21 protein-coding genes are annotated in these 16,337 nt (G+C 72.2%); 16 read left to right on the top strand and 5 right to left on the bottom strand.

Annotation, left to right across the window (positions count from 1 at the left end):
• Positions 1–105 precede the first annotated feature (105 nt).
• Positions 106–1,515: a proline--tRNA ligase gene (gene proS / locus ACFQO7_RS16410; protein WP_361042918.1), complete on the top strand. Its 1,410-nt coding sequence runs from the start codon at positions 106–108 to the stop codon at positions 1,513–1,515.
• 55 nt (positions 1,516–1,570) lie between these two features.
• Here the strand turns inward: proS and ACFQO7_RS16405 are convergent, their stop codons facing one another.
• A complete protein-coding gene (locus ACFQO7_RS16405; protein WP_376807126.1) occupies positions 1,571–1,903 on the bottom strand; it encodes a hypothetical protein in 333 nt (110 codons plus the stop codon).
• Positions 1,904–2,099: 196 nt separating this feature from the next.
• On the opposite strand from ACFQO7_RS16405, the gene ACFQO7_RS16400 reads away from it, so the two are divergent.
• The 14 genes from ACFQO7_RS16400 (at position 2,100) to ACFQO7_RS16335 (ending at position 10,950) form a co-directional block, all read left to right on the top strand.
• Positions 2,100–2,750, top strand: a complete 651-nt coding sequence (locus ACFQO7_RS16400) for a ribonuclease FAU-1 family protein (RefSeq protein WP_360520407.1) — start codon at positions 2,100–2,102, stop codon at positions 2,748–2,750.
• 50 nt (positions 2,751–2,800) lie between these two features.
• Positions 2,801–3,469, top strand: a complete 669-nt coding sequence (locus ACFQO7_RS16395; RefSeq protein ID WP_376807125.1) for a DUF402 domain-containing protein — start codon at positions 2,801–2,803, stop codon at positions 3,467–3,469.
• A 121-nt stretch (positions 3,470–3,590) separates the two neighbouring features.
• Positions 3,591–4,064 (top strand): 30S ribosomal protein S16, encoded by a 474-nt coding sequence (gene rpsP / locus ACFQO7_RS16390; RefSeq protein WP_376807124.1) that lies wholly within the window; start codon positions 3,591–3,593, stop codon positions 4,062–4,064.
• Positions 4,036–4,299: an RNA-binding protein gene (locus ACFQO7_RS16385; RefSeq protein WP_120318507.1), complete on the top strand. Its 264-nt coding sequence runs from the start codon at positions 4,036–4,038 to the stop codon at positions 4,297–4,299. The genes rpsP and ACFQO7_RS16385 overlap by 29 nt, the downstream gene beginning before the upstream one ends.
• A 17-nt stretch (positions 4,300–4,316) precedes the next feature.
• Entirely contained in the window at positions 4,317–4,835 is a 519-nt protein-coding gene (gene rimM / locus ACFQO7_RS16380; RefSeq protein ID WP_376807123.1) for a ribosome maturation factor RimM, read from the top strand.
• Complete coding sequence (gene trmD, locus ACFQO7_RS16375) at positions 4,832–5,611, top strand: tRNA (guanosine(37)-N1)-methyltransferase TrmD (protein ID WP_376807122.1); 780 nt, start codon at positions 4,832–4,834, stop codon at positions 5,609–5,611. The genes rimM and trmD overlap by 4 nt, the downstream gene beginning before the upstream one ends.
• A gap of 160 nt (positions 5,612–5,771) precedes the next feature.
• Entirely contained in the window at positions 5,772–6,128 is a 357-nt protein-coding gene (gene rplS, locus ACFQO7_RS16370) for a 50S ribosomal protein L19 (RefSeq protein ID WP_360520391.1), read from the top strand.
• Positions 6,129–6,302: 174 nt separating this feature from the next.
• Complete coding sequence (lepB, locus tag ACFQO7_RS16365; protein WP_376807121.1) at positions 6,303–7,178, top strand: signal peptidase I; 876 nt, start codon at positions 6,303–6,305, stop codon at positions 7,176–7,178.
• 35 nt (positions 7,179–7,213) lie between these two features.
• Positions 7,214–7,849, top strand: coding sequence for a signal peptidase I (gene lepB, locus ACFQO7_RS16360; protein ID WP_376807120.1), 636 nt, complete (start codon positions 7,214–7,216; stop codon positions 7,847–7,849).
• A gap of 54 nt (positions 7,850–7,903) precedes the next feature.
• Positions 7,904–8,548 (top strand): signal peptidase I, encoded by a 645-nt coding sequence (gene lepB, locus ACFQO7_RS16355; RefSeq protein WP_376807119.1) that lies wholly within the window; start codon positions 7,904–7,906, stop codon positions 8,546–8,548.
• 55 nt (positions 8,549–8,603) lie between these two features.
• Positions 8,604–9,068: an NUDIX hydrolase gene (locus ACFQO7_RS16350; protein WP_376807118.1), complete on the top strand. Its 465-nt coding sequence runs from the start codon at positions 8,604–8,606 to the stop codon at positions 9,066–9,068.
• Complete coding sequence (locus ACFQO7_RS16345; RefSeq protein ID WP_376807117.1) at positions 9,062–9,766, top strand: ribonuclease HII; 705 nt, start codon at positions 9,062–9,064, stop codon at positions 9,764–9,766. The genes ACFQO7_RS16350 and ACFQO7_RS16345 overlap by 7 nt, the downstream gene beginning before the upstream one ends.
• Positions 9,767–9,832: 66 nt before the next feature.
• Positions 9,833–10,150, top strand: a complete 318-nt coding sequence (locus ACFQO7_RS16340; RefSeq protein WP_020523399.1) for a DUF2469 domain-containing protein — start codon at positions 9,833–9,835, stop codon at positions 10,148–10,150.
• A 119-nt stretch (positions 10,151–10,269) separates the two neighbouring features.
• A complete protein-coding gene (locus ACFQO7_RS16335) occupies positions 10,270–10,950 on the top strand; it encodes a murein hydrolase activator EnvC family protein (protein WP_376807116.1) in 681 nt (226 codons plus the stop codon).
• Here the strand turns inward: ACFQO7_RS16335 and ACFQO7_RS16330 are convergent.
• From ACFQO7_RS16330 to ACFQO7_RS16315, 4 genes are all read right to left on the bottom strand, one after another.
• Positions 10,874–12,043 carry an aminotransferase class V-fold PLP-dependent enzyme gene (locus ACFQO7_RS16330; RefSeq protein ID WP_376807115.1) on the bottom strand — a complete coding sequence of 390 codons (1,170 nt, stop codon included), beginning with the start codon at positions 12,041–12,043 and terminating at the stop codon, positions 10,874–10,876. The genes ACFQO7_RS16335 and ACFQO7_RS16330 overlap by 77 nt on opposite strands.
• An 11-nt stretch (positions 12,044–12,054) precedes the next feature.
• The gene (gene dprA / locus ACFQO7_RS16325) at positions 12,055–13,260 is read right to left on the bottom strand and encodes a DNA-processing protein DprA (protein ID WP_376807114.1); all 1,206 of its coding nucleotides are present in this window, start codon (positions 13,258–13,260) and stop codon (positions 12,055–12,057) included.
• Positions 13,257–14,777: a YifB family Mg chelatase-like AAA ATPase gene (locus ACFQO7_RS16320; protein WP_376807113.1), complete on the bottom strand. Its 1,521-nt coding sequence runs from the start codon at positions 14,775–14,777 to the stop codon at positions 13,257–13,259. Before ACFQO7_RS16320 ends, dprA begins: the two co-directional genes overlap by 4 nt.
• 78 nt (positions 14,778–14,855) lie before the next feature.
• Positions 14,856–15,215, bottom strand: coding sequence for a YraN family protein (locus tag ACFQO7_RS16315; protein ID WP_376807112.1), 360 nt, complete (start codon positions 15,213–15,215; stop codon positions 14,856–14,858).
• Between the two features lie 161 nt (positions 15,216–15,376).
• Between ACFQO7_RS16315 and ACFQO7_RS16310 the strand changes: the two genes are divergently transcribed.
• A complete protein-coding gene (locus ACFQO7_RS16310; RefSeq protein WP_376807111.1) occupies positions 15,377–16,222 on the top strand; it encodes a hypothetical protein in 846 nt (281 codons plus the stop codon).
• The last annotated feature ends 115 nt before the right edge of the window (positions 16,223–16,337 follow it).

The raw sequence follows: 16,337 nt of genomic DNA, 5'->3' as shown, positions 1-16,337 counted from the left end.
CCGGCAAGTCGGGCGATCTTGAACACATCGGGCGGGCGGCGGCGAGGTGGGACACGGGCGGGCTGGGGGGAGTGGGGGCCGGGCGGGTCAGTAGGATGACCCGCTATGGCGCGTGTGCTCACTCCCCGGGCGGAAGACTTTCCCCGCTGGTACCAGGACCTGATCTCCAAGGCTGAGCTGGCCGACAACGGCCCGGTCCGGGGCACCATGGTCATCCGACCGACGGCGTACGCCATCTGGGAGCGGATGCAGGCCGACATGGACACCCGGATCAAAGCGGCGGGCGCGGAGAACGCGTACTTCCCGCTGTTCATCCCGGAGAGCTACCTCAAGCGCGAGGCCGAGCACGTCGAGGGCTTCTCGCCCGAGCTCGCGGTGGTCACCCACGGCGGCGGCAAGCAGCTGGCCGAGCCGGTCGTGGTGCGCCCCACCAGCGAGACCGTCATCGGCGAGTTCATGGCCAAGTGGGTCGACTCCTACCGTGACCTGCCGCTGCTGCTCAACCAGTGGGCCAACGTGGTCCGCTGGGAGATGCGCCCGCGGGTCTTCCTGCGCACGTCGGAGTTCCTGTGGCAGGAGGGGCACACCGCCCACGCCACCGAGGCCGACGCCAAGGACTACACCCTGAAGATCCACCACGAGGTGTACGAGCGCCACATGCGTGACCTGCTCGCCATCCCGGTGGTGCTGGGCCGCAAGACCAATCGCGAGCGCTTCGCGGGCGCCACCAGCACGTACACGCTGGAGGCGATGATGGGCGACGGCAAGGCGCTGCAGATGGGCACCTCGCACGAGCTCGGCCAGAACTTCGCCAAGGCGTTCGACATCGGCTACTCCTCGCAGGCCGGCACCCGCGAGTTCGCCTGGACGACCTCGTGGGGCACGTCCACCCGCATGCTCGGCGGCCTGATCATGTGCCACGGCGACGACAACGGCATGCGCATCCCGCCCGCGCTCGCGCCGGTCCAGGCCCTGGTGACGGTGGTCAAGGAGACCGACGGCTCGATCACCTCCGCCGCCCGCACGCTGGTCGAGGACCTGGCCGCGGCCGGGGTCCGGGTGAAGCTGGACGACCGGGTCGACACCCCGTTCGGCCGCCGTGCCGTGGACGCCGAGCTGAAGGGCTACCCGATCCGGGTCGAGGTCGGCCCGCGCGACCTGGCCGAGGGCCGCGTCGTGCTGGTCCGCCGGTTCGACGGCTCGAAGACCCCGCTGCAGCTCGGCGAGGCCGTCGGCGCGGTCACCGCGGCGCTGGAGGCCGACCAGAAGGCGCTGTACGACGAGGCCCTGGCCCGCCGGGAGGCGAACACCGTCGAGGTGTCCACCCTGGACGAGGCCATGGAGGCGGCCGGCACCGGCTGGGCGCGGGTGCCGTGGTCCGCGGTCGGCGTCGACGGCGAGGCGCTGGCCAACGAGCGCGCCATCACGGTGCGCTGCCTGTTCCGGGCCGACGGCTCGATCCCGGCCTCGCAGGACGAGCCCGACCTGACCGCGATCCTGGCTCGCTCGTACTGACCCGAACGACACGAAAGCGGTCCCCGGTCAGGCTCCGGGGGCCGCTTTCGCCGTCTCACACGGCCGGCTGCTCCGGCAGGCGCGACAGGATCACACCGAGCGTGTCCTTGATCTGCGACACGTCGGTCTTCAACCCGGCGACGTCATCGTCCAGTGCCGAGAAACGCATGTTCATCTCGGTGCGGGTGTCCTCAAGATCGCGCCGTAGCGCGGTCAGGTCGGACCGGTGCTGCTGGTGGTACACGGTGTGCCGCTCCAGCATCGCGGTGTGCTTGCGTTGTGTCTCGGCGATCTGGCCGACCTGCACGATGACCGTGGTCGCATCCTCGTCGATCTTCTGGATGCGCTTGTGTTCGGCGTGCTGGTGCTGTTCGACGGGAATCGACATTCCCACGTCCTCCTGAGTGTGGCTGCAAAGGAACTACTCAGGAGCGGCCCCCACTCCCATCCGGTCCGGTAGCCGGTGGTGAGCCGCCCATTCCGCTCTTTCGAAGCGGCCGGGGGTCGTGCGGTGGTGCTGTCGCGACGGCTCGACTCTAGTGTCGTACGACTTGGTCAATCAAGTTCTTCGCTAGGGTTGGCACATGCGTTTCGAACCCGGACGGGTGATCCTGCACCGCCACTTCCACGGCCACCGGATCGGCCTGCTCAAGACCGCTGTGGTCGTCGCCGACGACGAGCAGGGCCTGCTGCTGTGGGTGCCCCGCGGCGCCCCGATGCTGGACCGGCTGGCCGTCGACCGGCGCGGCCTGCGGGCCATGCCCTTCTCGGAGTGGATCGAGACGGAGACGAAGCTCTGGGAGGTCACCTGGTCGGGGCCGAGCCTGCTCAAGTGGCTCCCGCGCGGCGAGGACCACTCGGTCTGGTTCTTCCGCGACGACGCCGGCCGGTTCACCCGGTGGTACGTGAACCTGGAGGAGTCCGGGCAGCGCTGGGACGACGGCCACGTCGCCGGGGTAGACATCGTGGACCAGGACCTCGACATCGTCGTGACGCCCGACCGGTCGTGGCGGTGGAAGGACGAGGAGGAGTTCACCGAGCGCCTGGCGTACCCGCAGCACTACTGGGTGGCCGACGGTGAGGCGGTGCGGGCCGAGGGCGAGCGGGTGGTCAAGCTGATCGAGGCGGGGGCGTTCCCGTTCGACGGGACGTGGTGCGACTTCCAGCCCGACCCGGCCTGGACGGTGCCCGCCGAGGTTCCGGCCGGCTGGGACCGTCCGCGCGAACGAGCCTGACCCCCGGCGTGCCCCCTGGGCGGCGACAATCGCCGGTAATGTCCCGGCCCATGTACTTCGAGACGGGGCAGACCGTGCTGCGGCGGTGCTGGCGCGGCGGGCGGATCACGTTCCTCCAGGCCACCACGGTGGTCGAGGACGGTGCGCGGGGCCTGTTGCTGTGGCTGCCGGCCGGCACGACGTACTGGCGGATCATGACCGAGGACGGCCGCAGCCACCACGACGGCACCCTCGACGAACTGGGCCCGGACGCCGCCCTGCGACCGCTGACGTGGGCGGGCAACGACCTGCTGATGTGGCAGCGGCCGGGGGAGCCGTGGTCGGTGTGGTGGTTCTTCCGGGGCGGCGAGTTCGGCAGCTGGTACGGCAACCTGGAGGAGCCCTTCGTCCGCTGGCGCGACGGCGACGTCTGCGGCGTGGACTTCGCCGACAACGCGCTCGACGTGCTGGTGGAACCGGACCTGAGCTGGCGCTGGAAGGACGAGGCCGAGCTGGCCGCCAAGACCGGCCACGCGGATTACTGGGACGAGGCGGGTGCGGCGCGGATCCGGGCCGACGGGGCGCGCCTGATCGAGATCGCCGAGGCGGGGGCGTTCCCGTTCGACGGGACCTGGTGTGATTTCCGTCCCGACCCCGCCTGGCCGGTGCCGCGACGCACAGCGGGTTGGGACCGCCCGCGCGCGATCCGTCCGGTTCCGTCTGGCACAATGGCTAGCTGATATTCGGTGCGTTTCCGGCTGCCCTCTAACTTCCGGGGCGCGGCGATGTCTCGAGCAACGGAGCCCGGCAACCCCACGCAGGGCGATGGCGCTCACCTCAATCCCACAGGAGCGTAAAACCGTGGCCGTTCGTATCCGGCTTCTGCGGATGGGCAAGATCCGCAACCCGCAGTACCGCATCGTCGTCGCCGACTCGCGCACCAAGCGCGACGGCAAGGCGATCGAGTTCATCGGCATCTACCAGCCGAAGGAAGACCCTTCGGTGATCGAGGTCAAGTCGGACCGGGTGCAGCACTGGCTGTCGGTCGGCGCGCAGCCGAGCGAGTCCGTGATCGCCATCCTCTCCAAGACCGGCGACTGGCAGAAGTTCAAGGGCCTGCCGGCCCCGCCGCCGCTGCTGGTGGCCGCGCCGAAGGCCGACCGCAAGTCGACCTACGAGGCCGCCGCCCAGGCTGCCGCGGGCCTCGAGCCCGCCAAGGCCGCCCCGGCCAAGAAGGCCGCGAAGGCGGAGAAGGCGGAGAAGGTCGCCGAGCCGGCGGCCGAGGCCAAGGTTGAGGAGCAGGCTGTTGCGGCCGGCGACGAGCAGCAGAGCTGACGCAGCCCTCCGGCCCGCGCTGGAGCACCTCGTCAAGGGCATCGTGGACCACCCGGACGACGTCCGGGTGCGTCTGGTCGACAACCGCCGCGGGCCGCGGCTGGAGGTCCGGGTTCACCCCGAGGACCTCGGCACGGTCATCGGCCGGGGTGGTCGCACCGCACGTGCCCTGCGCCAGGTGGTCGGCTCGGTCGGCGGCAAGGGCATCCGCGTCGACATCGTCGACGCGTTCTGACGGCGGCTCAGCGGCACATGCTTCTGATCGTCGGACACGTCATGCGCGCGCACGGCATCCGGGGCGAGGTCCTGGTGCATCCGCGTACGGACGAACCCGCGTCGCGTTTCGCGGCGGGCTCGACGTTGATCGTCGAGCCCGCCGTGGCGGGACTGCCGGGCACGCTCACCGTGGAGTCGGCGCGCCCGCACTCGGGCGAGCTCATCGTCACCTTCGCGGAGATCCCTGACCGCAACACGGCCGAACTGGCCAAGAGCGCGGTCCTCAACATCGACTCGGCCGACGTCGCGCCGCCCGAGGACCCGGACGAGTTCCTCGACCACCAGCTGGTCGGGCTCGACGTGGTCACCGTCGGCGGCGAGCCGCTGGGCAAGGTCACCCGCATCGAGCACGCGCCCTCGTCGGATCTGCTGGTCGTGCGCCTGGCTGACGGCCGGACCGGCTTCATCCCGTTCGTCAGTGCCATCGTGCCCGAGGTGGACGTGGCCGGCGGCCGGATCACCGTCGACCCGCCCGGCGGGCTGTTCGACCTGTGACGGGCAAACGCGTCGACGTCGTCAGCATCTTTCCGGAGTACTTCGCTCCGCTGGAGCTGTCGCTCATCGGCAAGGCGCGCACCACGGGGATCCTCGACCTGCACCTGCACGATCTGCGCACCTGGACGCATGACGTGCACCGCACCGTCGACGACACCCCGTACGGCGGCGGGCCGGGCATGGTGATGAAGCCCGAGCCGTGGGGCCAGGCCCTGGACGAGCTGGTGCCGCAGGGCACGACCGCGCGGCTGGTGGTGCCGACCCCGGCCGGCGCCCCGTTCACCCAGGCCACCGCGTACGAGCTGGCAGCCGAGTCGCACCTGGTCTTCGCGTGCGGCCGGTACGAGGGCATCGACCAGCGGGTGCTGGACCACGCCGCGGAGCGCATGCCGGTCAGCGAGGTGTCGCTGGGCGACTACGTGCTCTTCGGCGGCGAGGTCGCGGTGCTGGTGATGCTGGAGGCGATCACCCGGCTGATCCCGGGCGTGCTCGGCAACGCCGACTCGCTGGCCGACGAGTCGCACGCGCACGGGCTGCTGGAGACGCCGGCCTACACCAAGCCGCCGTCGTGGCGCGGGCACGACGTGCCCGACATCCTGCGCTCCGGCGACCACGGGAGGATCGCCCGCTGGCGGCGCGACCAGGCGCTGCTGCGTACCGCCGCACGCCGGCCGGACCTGCTGGCCGCGCTGGACCCGGCCACGCTCGACAAGCGTGACCTCGCTCTACTCGACGAGGCCGGATTTCCGGCCCGCCGGGTCGATGTGGCAGAGTAGAGGGGTTGCCGTCCGCGGACGGTGACACTGCCGTCGGTCGGGCACGCCGTGCGCGACGACGAGGACTCAAGCCGACCACCGCCTCGCGCGGCCCGAGCCTGGGTCAGTATCGCCCACACGCGCACCGGCAGCCGGTGCGCTGAGATTCAAGGATGCAGCGATGCAAACGCTGGACGTACTCGACGCCGCCTCCCTGCGGACCGACATCCCCTCGTTCCGGGCCGGTGACACCGTCAAGGTGCACGCCCGGGTCGTCGAGGGCAACCGGTCCCGTGTGCAGGTCTTCCAGGGCGTCGTGATCCGCCGCCAGGGCTCCGGCCTGCGTGAGACCTTCACGGTCCGCAAGCTGAGCTTCGGTGTGGGTGTCGAGCGCAGCTACCCGCTCCACGGTCCCGCCATCGACCGCGTCGAGGTCGTGACCCGTGGTGACGTGCGCCGCGCCAAGCTCTACTACCTGCGCGACCTTCGCGGCAAGAAGGCGAAGATCAAGGAACTGCGCGAGGCCAAGGTCGCCTGAGACCTCGTCCTCGACGATCACGGGCGGTGACACCTTCGGGTGTCGCCGCCCGTTCGTGTTTCCGGCGCTTTGTTAAAGCTCGTATCACAGCCTGAAGGGGACTCCCGAAAAGTTCTCTGTTCTTCTAGGCTTGCGGCCGACATCCAGTGGCGAACTTCACGAGCGGCGGCAGTTGTGGCACTCCTCCCCAGCAGCAGGCACGACGAGATCACGGGCGAGCAGTGGAAGAAGCGCCGACGCCGCCGGGGCCGGGGCCGCAAGGGCATGCCGCTGTGGCAGGAGCTTCCGCTGCTGCTGGTGGTGGCGTTCTGCCTGGCCGTGCTCATCCGCACGTTCCTGATGCAGGCGTTCTACATCCCGTCCGGCTCGATGGAGGACACCCTCCTCGTCGGCGACCGCGTCCTGGTCAACAAGGTGGTGTACGAGTTCCGCGACCCCGAGCGCGGTGAGGTCATCGTCTTCAAGGGCCCCGACAACTGGGCTCCGGAGAACGGCGCGGACCCGGACGCGGGCTTCTTCTCCAAGCTCGGCCGCACCGTCGGCGACCTCGTCGGCATCAGCCAGCCGGGGGAGAAGGACTTCATCAAGCGGGTCATCGGGCTGCCCGGTGACCGGGTGTCCTGCTGCGACGTCGACGGTCGGATCTACGTCAACGGCGTGCCGATCGACGAGCCGTACGTGATCCGCAACTCCCCGCGCGGTGACAAGGGCGACAAGACCTGCAACACCCGCGACTTCGACGAGGTCATCGTCGAGCCCGGCATGCTGTTCGTGATGGGTGACCACCGCCTGGTGTCACAGGATTCGCGCTGCCAGGGCCAGGTGCCGATCGACGACGTCATCGGCAAGGCGATGGTGGTCGCGCTGCCGTTCAGCCGCTGGGGCTCGGTGGCCCAGCAGGAGGTGTTCGACAAGGTGCCCGACGCCGATCCGGCGGGCGCGGCCGGGCCGGCCCCCGGCGCGTCGGTGTCGGTGGCGCTGCCGCTGCTGCTGGGCGCGGTGGTGGTACGCCGCAGGCTTACACGCGACAGGGCAACACAGCTCGGGTGATCGTCGTTTTCAGTTTCGCCGCGTAGGCTCCGTGCGTGATTGACGAGCAGACCAAAAGCAGCAAAGGGTCGTTCTGGCGCGAGCTGCCGATCCTGCTGGGTGTGGCCATCATCGTGGCGTTCCTGGTGCGGCAGTTCGTGGTGCAGACGTTCTTCATCCCCTCCGGGTCGATGGAGCACACCCTGGACCTCGACGACCGGGTCCTGGTCAACAAGCTCGTCTACGACTTCCGGGCGCCGGAGCGCGGCGAGATCATCGTTTTCGTGTCGCCCCAGAGCTGGCGCAACACCCCGGAGCACGAGGACTACATCAAGCGGGTGATCGGCGTGCCCGGCGATCGCGTGGTCTGCTGCGACCCGCAGGGCCGCATCCAGGTCAACGGCCACCCGCTCGACGAGCCGTACGTCTACCCGGGCAACAAGATGGCGCCCGAGGAGTTCGACGTCACCATCCCCGAGGGCCGGCTGTGGGTGATGGGCGACCATCGCGAGGCCTCGGGCGACTCGCTGGCCAACTACAACAACCACGGCCAGAACATCGAGGAGGCCACGATCCCGATCGATTCCGTGATCGGGCGCGCGTTCGTGCTGTTCTGGCCGTTCAGCCGGACCACCTGGCTGACCGTGCCGGACACGTTCGCGGGAGTGCCCGAGCCGTCGTCCGGAGGCTGACACCGGGCGAGCCGGGGGCCACCGGTTCCCGGCTCGCCGCGTAGGCTCCGGCACATGATCGACGACGAGCAGAAGAAGCCGCGCGGCGGCCGGGGATCGTTCTGGAGAGAACTGCCGGTCCTGCTGGTGGTGGCCCTCGTCGTCGCCCTGCTGGTGCGGCAGTTCGTGGTGCAGACGTTCTACATCCCCACCGGTTCGATGGAGCAGACGCTGCTCGTCGACAACCGCGTGCTGGTCAACAAGCTCGCCTACGAGTTCGGCGAGCCGGCCCGCGGCGAGATCGTCGTCTTCGAGGCCCCGCTGACCTGGCGCAGCTCGGTGGAGCAGGAGGACTTCATCAAGCGGATCATCGGCGTTCCCGGCGACCGCGTGGTCTGCTGCGACGCCCAGGGCCGGATCACCGTCAACGGGCAGCCGCTGGACGAGCCGTACGTCTATCCGGGCAACAAGATGGCCCCGCAGAAGTTCGACATCACGGTGCCCGCGGGCCGGGTCTGGGTGATGGGCGACCACCGGGAGGCCTCGGCGGACTCGCTGGCCAACTACAACGGCCACAACCAGGACATCATGCAGGCGACCATCCCGCTGGAGGCGCTGGTCGGGCGGGCCTTCGTGCTGTTCTGGCCGTTCGATCGGGCCACCTGGCTGACCGTGCCGGAGACCTTCGCGGCCGTGCCGGGGCCCTCGCCCGCCGCCTGAGAAGCCGCCGCGCCCGGAGTGTGCCGGGCGGGTCGCACGAATTAGGCTGCATGTCATGCAGGTGGAGCGCCGGTCGCGGCGGGCCGGACGGGTGCTGTTGGTGGATGCCGCCGGACGGCTGCTGCTGTTCCGCGGCAGCGACCCCCGTCACCCGGACGTGCACTACTGGTTCACCCCCGGTGGCGGCCTCGACGACGGGGAGACGACCGCCCAGGCGGCGGCCCGGGAGCTGTACGAGGAGACCGGTCTCGCCGTGCCCTCGGCCGAGCTGGGCCCCGTCGTGCACTCGGAGATCGCGGAGTTCTCCTTCGACGGCGTCGCCTACCGCCAGGAGCAGGACTTCTATCTGGTACGGGTGCCGCAGTGGCGCGTCGACACCAGCGGCTTCGACGAGGTCGAGCAGCAGTGGGTGCACGCCCATCACTGGTGGAGCCTGCCGGAGTTGCGCGAGACGGCCGAGGTCCTCTACCCGGCCGACCTGGTCGCGGTGCTGGACGGTGCGGGGGTCGGCCCGTGCTGAGCCCGTCGCGTCCGGTGCTGCGCGTGGACGGCGGCGTCTACGCCCTGGAGCGCGCGCTGCAGCGCCGCGGCTTCGCGGTGGTGGCAGGCGCCGACGAGGCGGGCCGCGGGGCCTGTGCGGGGCCGCTGGTGGCCGCGGCGGTGGTGCTGCCGGACAGCAAGCGCGCCGAGATCGAGGGACTGACCGACTCGAAGCTGCTCACCCCGGCCACCCGGGACCGGATCTTCGACGTGGTGCGGGCGACCGCCCTGGCGTACGCCGTGGTGGTCATCGAGCCCGAGGAGATCGACCGGCGCGGGCTGCACGTGTGCAACGTGGCGGCGATGCGGCGCGCGCTCGCGGCGCTGACCACCCGTCCGGCGTACGTGCTGACCGACGGCTTCCCGGTGGACGGGCTGGGGGTGCCCAACCTCGCGGTGTGGAAGGGCGACCAGGTCGCGGCCTGCGTCGCGGCCGCCAGCGTGCTGGCGAAGGTGTCGCGTGACCGGGTCATGACACAGCTCGATATGGTGTATCCGCAGTACGGCTTCGCGCTGCACAAGGGGTACAGCACCGCCGAGCACCAGGCTGCGCTGGAGGAGCACGGGCCGAGCCCGGTGCACCGCCGTTCGTACCAGAACGTGGCACGGGCGGAGCGGGGACGAAACGGGCAGCGCGGGGTGGCCGAGCTGACGGCGTCGACCGGCCTCCGTGGCTAAACGCGCGCCGCTGGGCGCGGCGCGGTACGGTTCATCGGCAGGATGTGGGCCGCAGGAGGGCGAACGATGAGCGCAGAGGATCTCGAGAAGTACGAGACCGACATGGAGCTGCAGCTCTACCGGGAGTATCGCGACATCGTGCGCCAATTCTCCTACGTGGTGGAGACCGAGCGCCGGTTCTACCTGGCCAACCAGGTGGACCTGCACGTGCGCAACTCCGACGGCGAGGTCTACTTCGAGGTCGAGATGCACGACGCCTGGGTCTGGGACATGTACCGTCCCGCCCGCTTCGTGAAGAATGTCCGTGTTATGACCTTCAAGGACGTCAACGTCGAGGAGTTGGAGAAGCCCGACATCTCGCTGCCCACCGAGGGCGGTTTCTGAGCACCCGGCTCTAGCACACCGGGCGCCTGATCGGGCGGTTGTCCCCAACCGTCCGGTTGTCCACAGGCGCGCCCTGTCACCTGTCGCGAGGCGGCCCGGTCGTCGGGCACGCTGCCGCCGTGAGAACGACCATCGCGCCCACCGCGGCGCTCCTGCTGGCCATCGGTTTCCTGCCGCCCGTATCCGCGGCCCAGACCACCTGGGGTAGGCCTGCCGCGGTGGAAGCGGACCAAACGTCTCGCCCGGCCACCGAGCCGCAAGCACCGGAGCCGCGGGTATCGGGCGGATGGCGGTGGCCGTTGGCCGGCACGCCGCGCCTGGTGCGCGGATTCGATCCGCCGCCGCGGCCGTGGCTGCCGGGCCATCGCGGCGTCGACCTGGCGGCGTCACCGGGCTGGCCGGTCCTGGCCGCCGGCGGTGGGACCGTCGTCTACGCGGGGGTGCTGGCCGGGCGCGGCGTCGTCAGCGTCGACCATCCCGGCGGGCTGCGCACGACGTACGAGCCCGTGGACGCGCTGGTCGAAGCCGGTGACGTCGTCGCCGCCGGGAGCACGATCGGGCTGCTGGCCGCAGGCCACCCCGGTTGCTCCGCGTCCGCCTGCCTGCACTGGGGACTGCGGCGCGGGTCCCTCTACCTCGATCCGCTGGCCGTGCTGGGCCTGGCCCGCGTGCGCCTGCTGCCCGGCGGCGGTGCGCTCCGGCTGACGATCTTCGCGTCACCCGTCAGCCGCGTAGCAGGCCCGGCAGGCCCGCGGCGAGCCGCTCGTAGTCGGCGGCGGTGTTGTAGATCTGGGCGCTGATCCGCAGGAAGGCGCGGTCGCGCCACCACATGACGTTCGGCTCGGCCCCGAGTTCGACGCTGATCCGGGTGCGCAGCGCGGCCGTCTCGGTGATGTCGCGGACCGCGCCCGGGGGCAGCGGAAGCAGCCGCATGGGCACCTCCGGGCCCGGGTCGGGCAGCGCGTCCGGGTCCAGGCCGAGCGCCTCTCCGATCACCCGCTGGCCGTACGCGGCGAGCGCGACGTTGTGCCGCTGGATCGTGTCGAAGCCGTAGCGGCCGAACACGTCCAGCCCGACCGGCGCGGCCAGCCAGGGGCTGTGATCGAGGGTGCCCTGCTGCTCCAGGAACAGCGGGAAGCCGTCCGGCTGGGAGTGCGACACGACCAGCGGCACCATCCGCTCCCGCCAGGCCGGGGCGACCTGGAGCAGCGCGCTCCCCGGCGGCGCGTACGCCCACTTGTGCAGGTTGCCCACCCAGAAGTCGGCGTCGAGGCCCGCCAGCGGGCGGTCCAGCATGCCGGGCGCGTGCGCGCCGTCCACCAGCAGCGGCACGCCGCGTTCGCGCAGCGCGGCGGCGATCTTGTGCACCGGGTGCCGCTGCGCGGTGGCCGAGGACACCTGGTCGACGATGACGAGCCGGGTGCGCGGGCCGACCCGGTCGAGCACCGCGGCGACCGTGTCGGCCTCGGACGCGCCCAGCTCGACCGGGGCGGTAACCACGCGTACGCCGTGCCGCCGCCGCTGCTCGTCCACGGCCAGCTCGACGGCGTGGTAGCCGTGGTCGGTGACCACGATCTCGTCGCCCGCGCCGGGCGCGACCGCCGCCAGCACCATCGCGGTGCCCGTGGTGGCGTTCGCGACGAACGCGGCGCCCGCGGGGTCCGCCCCGCAGAACACCGCCGTGACCTCGCGGGCCGCGGCGACCCGCTGCCACAGACCCGACGTGACGAACCTGGTCGGATTCGCGTCGTGCTCGTCGATCAGCCGCTGCCGGGCCTCGCGGACCGGCAGCGGCACCGCGCCGAACGAGCCGTGGTTGACATGGGCGACCGCCGGGTCGAGCGCGAACAGCTCGCGAGCTCCGTCCAGCGGGGCGGGGGGATCACCGATCATGTACCCGGAGTCTAGGCCTTCCGCCGGTCCGGCAGGGGTCGGGCGTAACCGCCGCCGTGCTCGCGCAGATGGCCTCGCAGCACCAGGGACGGCAGGATCGCCAGCGCGCCGCGCAGGGACACCCCGGCGTCGGCGGCGATCTGCTCGGCGTACGCCCCGCCGCGCCGGGGCACCGCGTCCACCAGCTGCTTCTCCATCGGATCGAGCAGGTCCTGCGGCCGCGCCGCGCCCCGGGGCACCGGGGCCAGCTCGCCGATGCCGCCCACCTCCTCCAGCACCTGCTCCACCGTGGAGACCAGCCGCACCGGCTCGTGCGGTTCGCGGCGCAGCTCCTCGTGGCAGCCGACCGACAGCTCCGAGGTGACCGGCCCCGGCACCGCCATCGCGGCGCGGCGCAGCTGCCGGGCCCGGCGCAGGGTCTGCCGGGCGCCGCTGCGGGCGGCCGCCTCGACCAGCACGGTGCCCCGCGACAGCGCGGCGATGACCCGGTTGCGCACCAGGAAGCGCACCTTGAACGGGGCCGTCCCGGGCGGCCACTCGCTGATCAGCAGGCCCTCCTCGGCGATCTGGTCGAACAGGTTGCTGTTGCTCTGCGGGTACGGCCGGTCCACGCCGCAGGCCAGCACCGCCACGGTGAGCCCGCCCGCGGCCAGCGCGGCCCGGTGCGCCACCGCGTCGATGCCGTACGCGCCGCCGGACACGACCGTCCAGCCCCGGTCGGCCAGCCCGTAGCCCAGTTCCGTCGCCGCGTGCGTGCCGTACACCGTGTTGGCCCGCGCACCGACCATGGCCACGGACCGCTCGACCGCGTCGTCGAGCCGGTGCGGCCCGCGCAGCCACAGGCAGTGCGGCGGGTAGGTGTCCCGGTCGATGGTGTTGGGGCCGTCGACGCTGATGTGCCGCAGATCGGCCAGCCGGGCGGGCCACTCGCCGGACTCCGGCGTGAGCACCCGCACGCCCAGCCGCTCGGCGCGTTCCCGCAGCCGTGCGGCGAGCTCCGCGTGCGGTCGGCCGTTCAGGCGCAGCTCCGCCGCCTCGGCCAGCGGGCCGCTCTCGTGTCCCGCGGCGAGCCGGTCCAGCGCCTCCACCGGGCCGTACGCGGTGACCAGCTCGTACAGGCGGCGGCTGCCCGGCTCAACCAGGCTGCCGAGCACCAGCCGGGCGTCGCGGACCGCCTGCTCGTCGGCGGAGTCGGCGGGGATGTCGACGATGTTCACGGTTTGCCTCCGTCACGCAGGGTCAGAGCGGTGTTGATCTCGGCTTTGCCGGGCCGGTCCAGCCCGGTCAGGTCGCTGAGCGTCCAGGCCAGGCGGAGCACCTTGTCGTGGCCCCGGGCGGACATCGCGCCGGTGTCCAGCCGCCGGCGCAGCTCCTGGGTCACGTCGTCGGGCAGCCGCCAGCGGCGCTGCCGCAGCACGGTGCCCGGCACCTCGCCGTTGCACCGCGCGTCCAGCCCGGCCCAGCGCGCGGCGGCCGTCTCCCGAGCCGCGGCCACGCGCTGCGCCACCACCGGCGAGGACTCCCTGGCCGTCGCGTCGGTGAACAGGTGGGCCGCCTTCAGCGGCGGCAGTTCCAGCTGGATGTCGATGCGGTCCAGCAGCGGCCCGGAGATGCGCCCCAGGTAACGCCGCCGCACCTGGGGCGTGCAGGCGCACGCGGCATCGCCGGTGGGCCGCGCGCACGGGCACGGGTTGGCCGCCAGCACCACCTGCACCTGCGCCGGGTACACCACCACCCCGCGCGAGCGGCCCAGCGTGACCGTTCCGTCCTCCAGCGGCTGGCGCAGCGTGTCCAGCGCCTGCCGGGTGAACTCGGGAGCCTCGTCGAGGAACAGCACGCCCCGGTGCGCCAGCGACAGCGCGCCGGGCCGGGCCAGCCCGCTGCCGCCGCCGACCAGCGCCGGAACCGACGCGGTGTGGTGGGGTGCCTGGTAGGGCGGGCGGCGCAGCAGCGGCTCGCCGGGCGAGAGCACCCCGGCGATCGAGTGCAGCGCGGTGACCTCCAGGGAGGCCGCGTCGTCCAGCCGCGGCAGCAGCGAGGGCAGTCGCTGCGCCAGCATGGTCTTGCCCGCGCCCGGCGGCCCGAACAGCGCCAGGTGGTGGCCGCCCGCGGCGGCCACCTCCAGGCCGAGCCGGCCCATCTCCTGCCCGGCGACGTCGGCCAGGTCGGGCTGCGGCCCGCCCGGCTGGGGCAGCGCGGCCGGCGGGTCGATCAGGGCGCACCGGCCGCGCAGGAAGCCGATCACCCGGCCCAGGTTGTCCGCGGCCAGCACCCGCATTCCGGGCACGAGCGCCGCTTCGGCCGCGTTGCCGACCGGCACGATCGCCTTCGCGATGCCCTGGCGTGCGGCGGCGGCCGCCATCGGCAGCACCCCGCGCACCGGGCGCACCGAGCCGTCCAGGCCCAGCTCGCCGAGCACCAGCACGCCGTCGAGCCCGGCCAGCGGCAGCGTGCCGGTGCCCCCGAGGATCGACAGGGCGATCGGCAGGTCGAAAGCCGAGCCCCGTTTGCGCAGGTCGGCCGGGTCGAGGTTGACGGCGATGCGCCGCTGGGGCCAGGGCTCCCCGGAGTTCACGATCGCCGCGCGCACCCGCTCGCGGGCCTCGTTGAGCGCGGAATCGGGCAGCCCGCTCAGCACCACCACCGGCAGTCCCGCGGCCAGATCGGCCTCGACCCGGACGATGTGCCCGGTGACCCCCTCCAGCGCGGCACACAGCACCATCGCGTAGCTCATCGAGCACCTCCGCTTCGCTGCGGTTCTCGATGTGTCCTGAGCCCGCCGGTCCGAGAACCTCCGATCAGCTCGCCCATGTCAGAACGCGCCGCGGATGTGGTCGACGACGGGGTCGGCGTCGCGCGGGGCGTACACGCTGACCACGTCGAAGCGCACCTCGCTGGGGCGTACGCCGCTGACGGCCAGCCACTGCGCGGCCAGTTGCCGCAGCCGGCGGACCTTGGCGCGGGCGACCGCCTCGGCGGGTGTGCCGTACGTCGCACCGCGGCGGGTCTTCACCTCGCAGAACACCACCGCGTCGCCGTCGCGCGCCACGATGTCGATCTCGCCGGCCGCGCCGCGCCAGTTGCGGTCGAGCAGCACCATGCCCGCCGCCAGCAGATGGGCCGTGGCCAGGCGCTCGCCCCAGGCGCCGAGGGCCTGTGTCACCTTCGTCATGAGCGCCGAGCGAACACGTGGATCCGCCGGATCGCCACGGCCGCAACGGGGCCGGCTGTGGACGGGGAGTCGCTTGTGGACATCCGCCTGATCATGTTGTTGATCTGTTAAGGCGGCCGCTCGTTGGCGTGAAGCTGAAATCTGCTCTACGGTGGGCGGCCGTGGACGGACATGACGATTTCGCCGAGTGGCCCAGCCCCTTCCGGGAGCAGCGGGGCGGCCGGGACGACCGGCGCGCACCGGACCAGTACGCATACGACTTCGACGGCGAGTCCCGGGTGCCGGCCCCCCGCTCCGGCGACAGCCGCTACGCCTCGCTCGCCGAGCTGAGCAGCGGCCCGGGCGGCGGTCGGGACGACCGCGACTGGGACCGTGGCGGCGACCGCTACCAGGGCGACGCGGACTTCGCGCCGCGTGGCCAGCGGTCCGGCCAGGCGATGCCGCCCGCCGACCCCGACTTCGCCCCGCGCGGGTCCCGCTCGGGCGCGCCGCTGCCCCCGCCGGACCCGGACTTCGCGCCGCGCGGCCAGCGCCCGGCCGAGCCGATGCCGGACATCGACTTCGCCCCGCGCAGCCCCCGCGAGCGCGGCCCGGTCCCGCCGCCGCCCCCGCTCGGCGGCCAGCCGATGGGCAACCCGGACCCGATCCAGCAGCCGACCTCGACCGTCGACGCGGCGGCGGTGCGCCGCTCGGTGGCCGATTCCGACGGGATCTACCGCAGCAAGCGGCCGGCCCTGCTGGTGGCCTTCTGGGCGCTGGCCGGGCTCGGCGAGCTGCTGATGGTGCGCCCGCTGCTGGCGGGCATGTTCAAGACCGAGGCCGGGCTCGCGCTGGCACCGCTGCTGGCGATGACCGCGTTCCCGTTCCTGGCGCTCGGCCTGTATGCGCTGACCACGGGCGCGGCCACCGCGGTGCAGTTCCAGGGCCCGCGGGTCTGGCTGCGCACGCCGCTGGCCTACCTGCTCGTGGGCGCGGCGCTGATGCTGGCCGCGGCGACCGCCTCCTAGGGGTTCGTCCGGCGTTCACGGTGTCCCGGGCGAGAGTGACCCGGGGCACCGCGTACACTGGGTTATCGCGACCACTTCACGTGGTCGACTTCGCGCGCCCTCCCGCCTGTAGGAC

The sequence above is a fragment of the Catellatospora aurea genome, assembly GCF_042663325.1.
GTDB lineage: Bacteria > Actinomycetota > Actinomycetes > Mycobacteriales > Micromonosporaceae > Catellatospora > Catellatospora aurea.
This window is presented reverse-complemented; position numbering and strand designations above follow the sequence as displayed.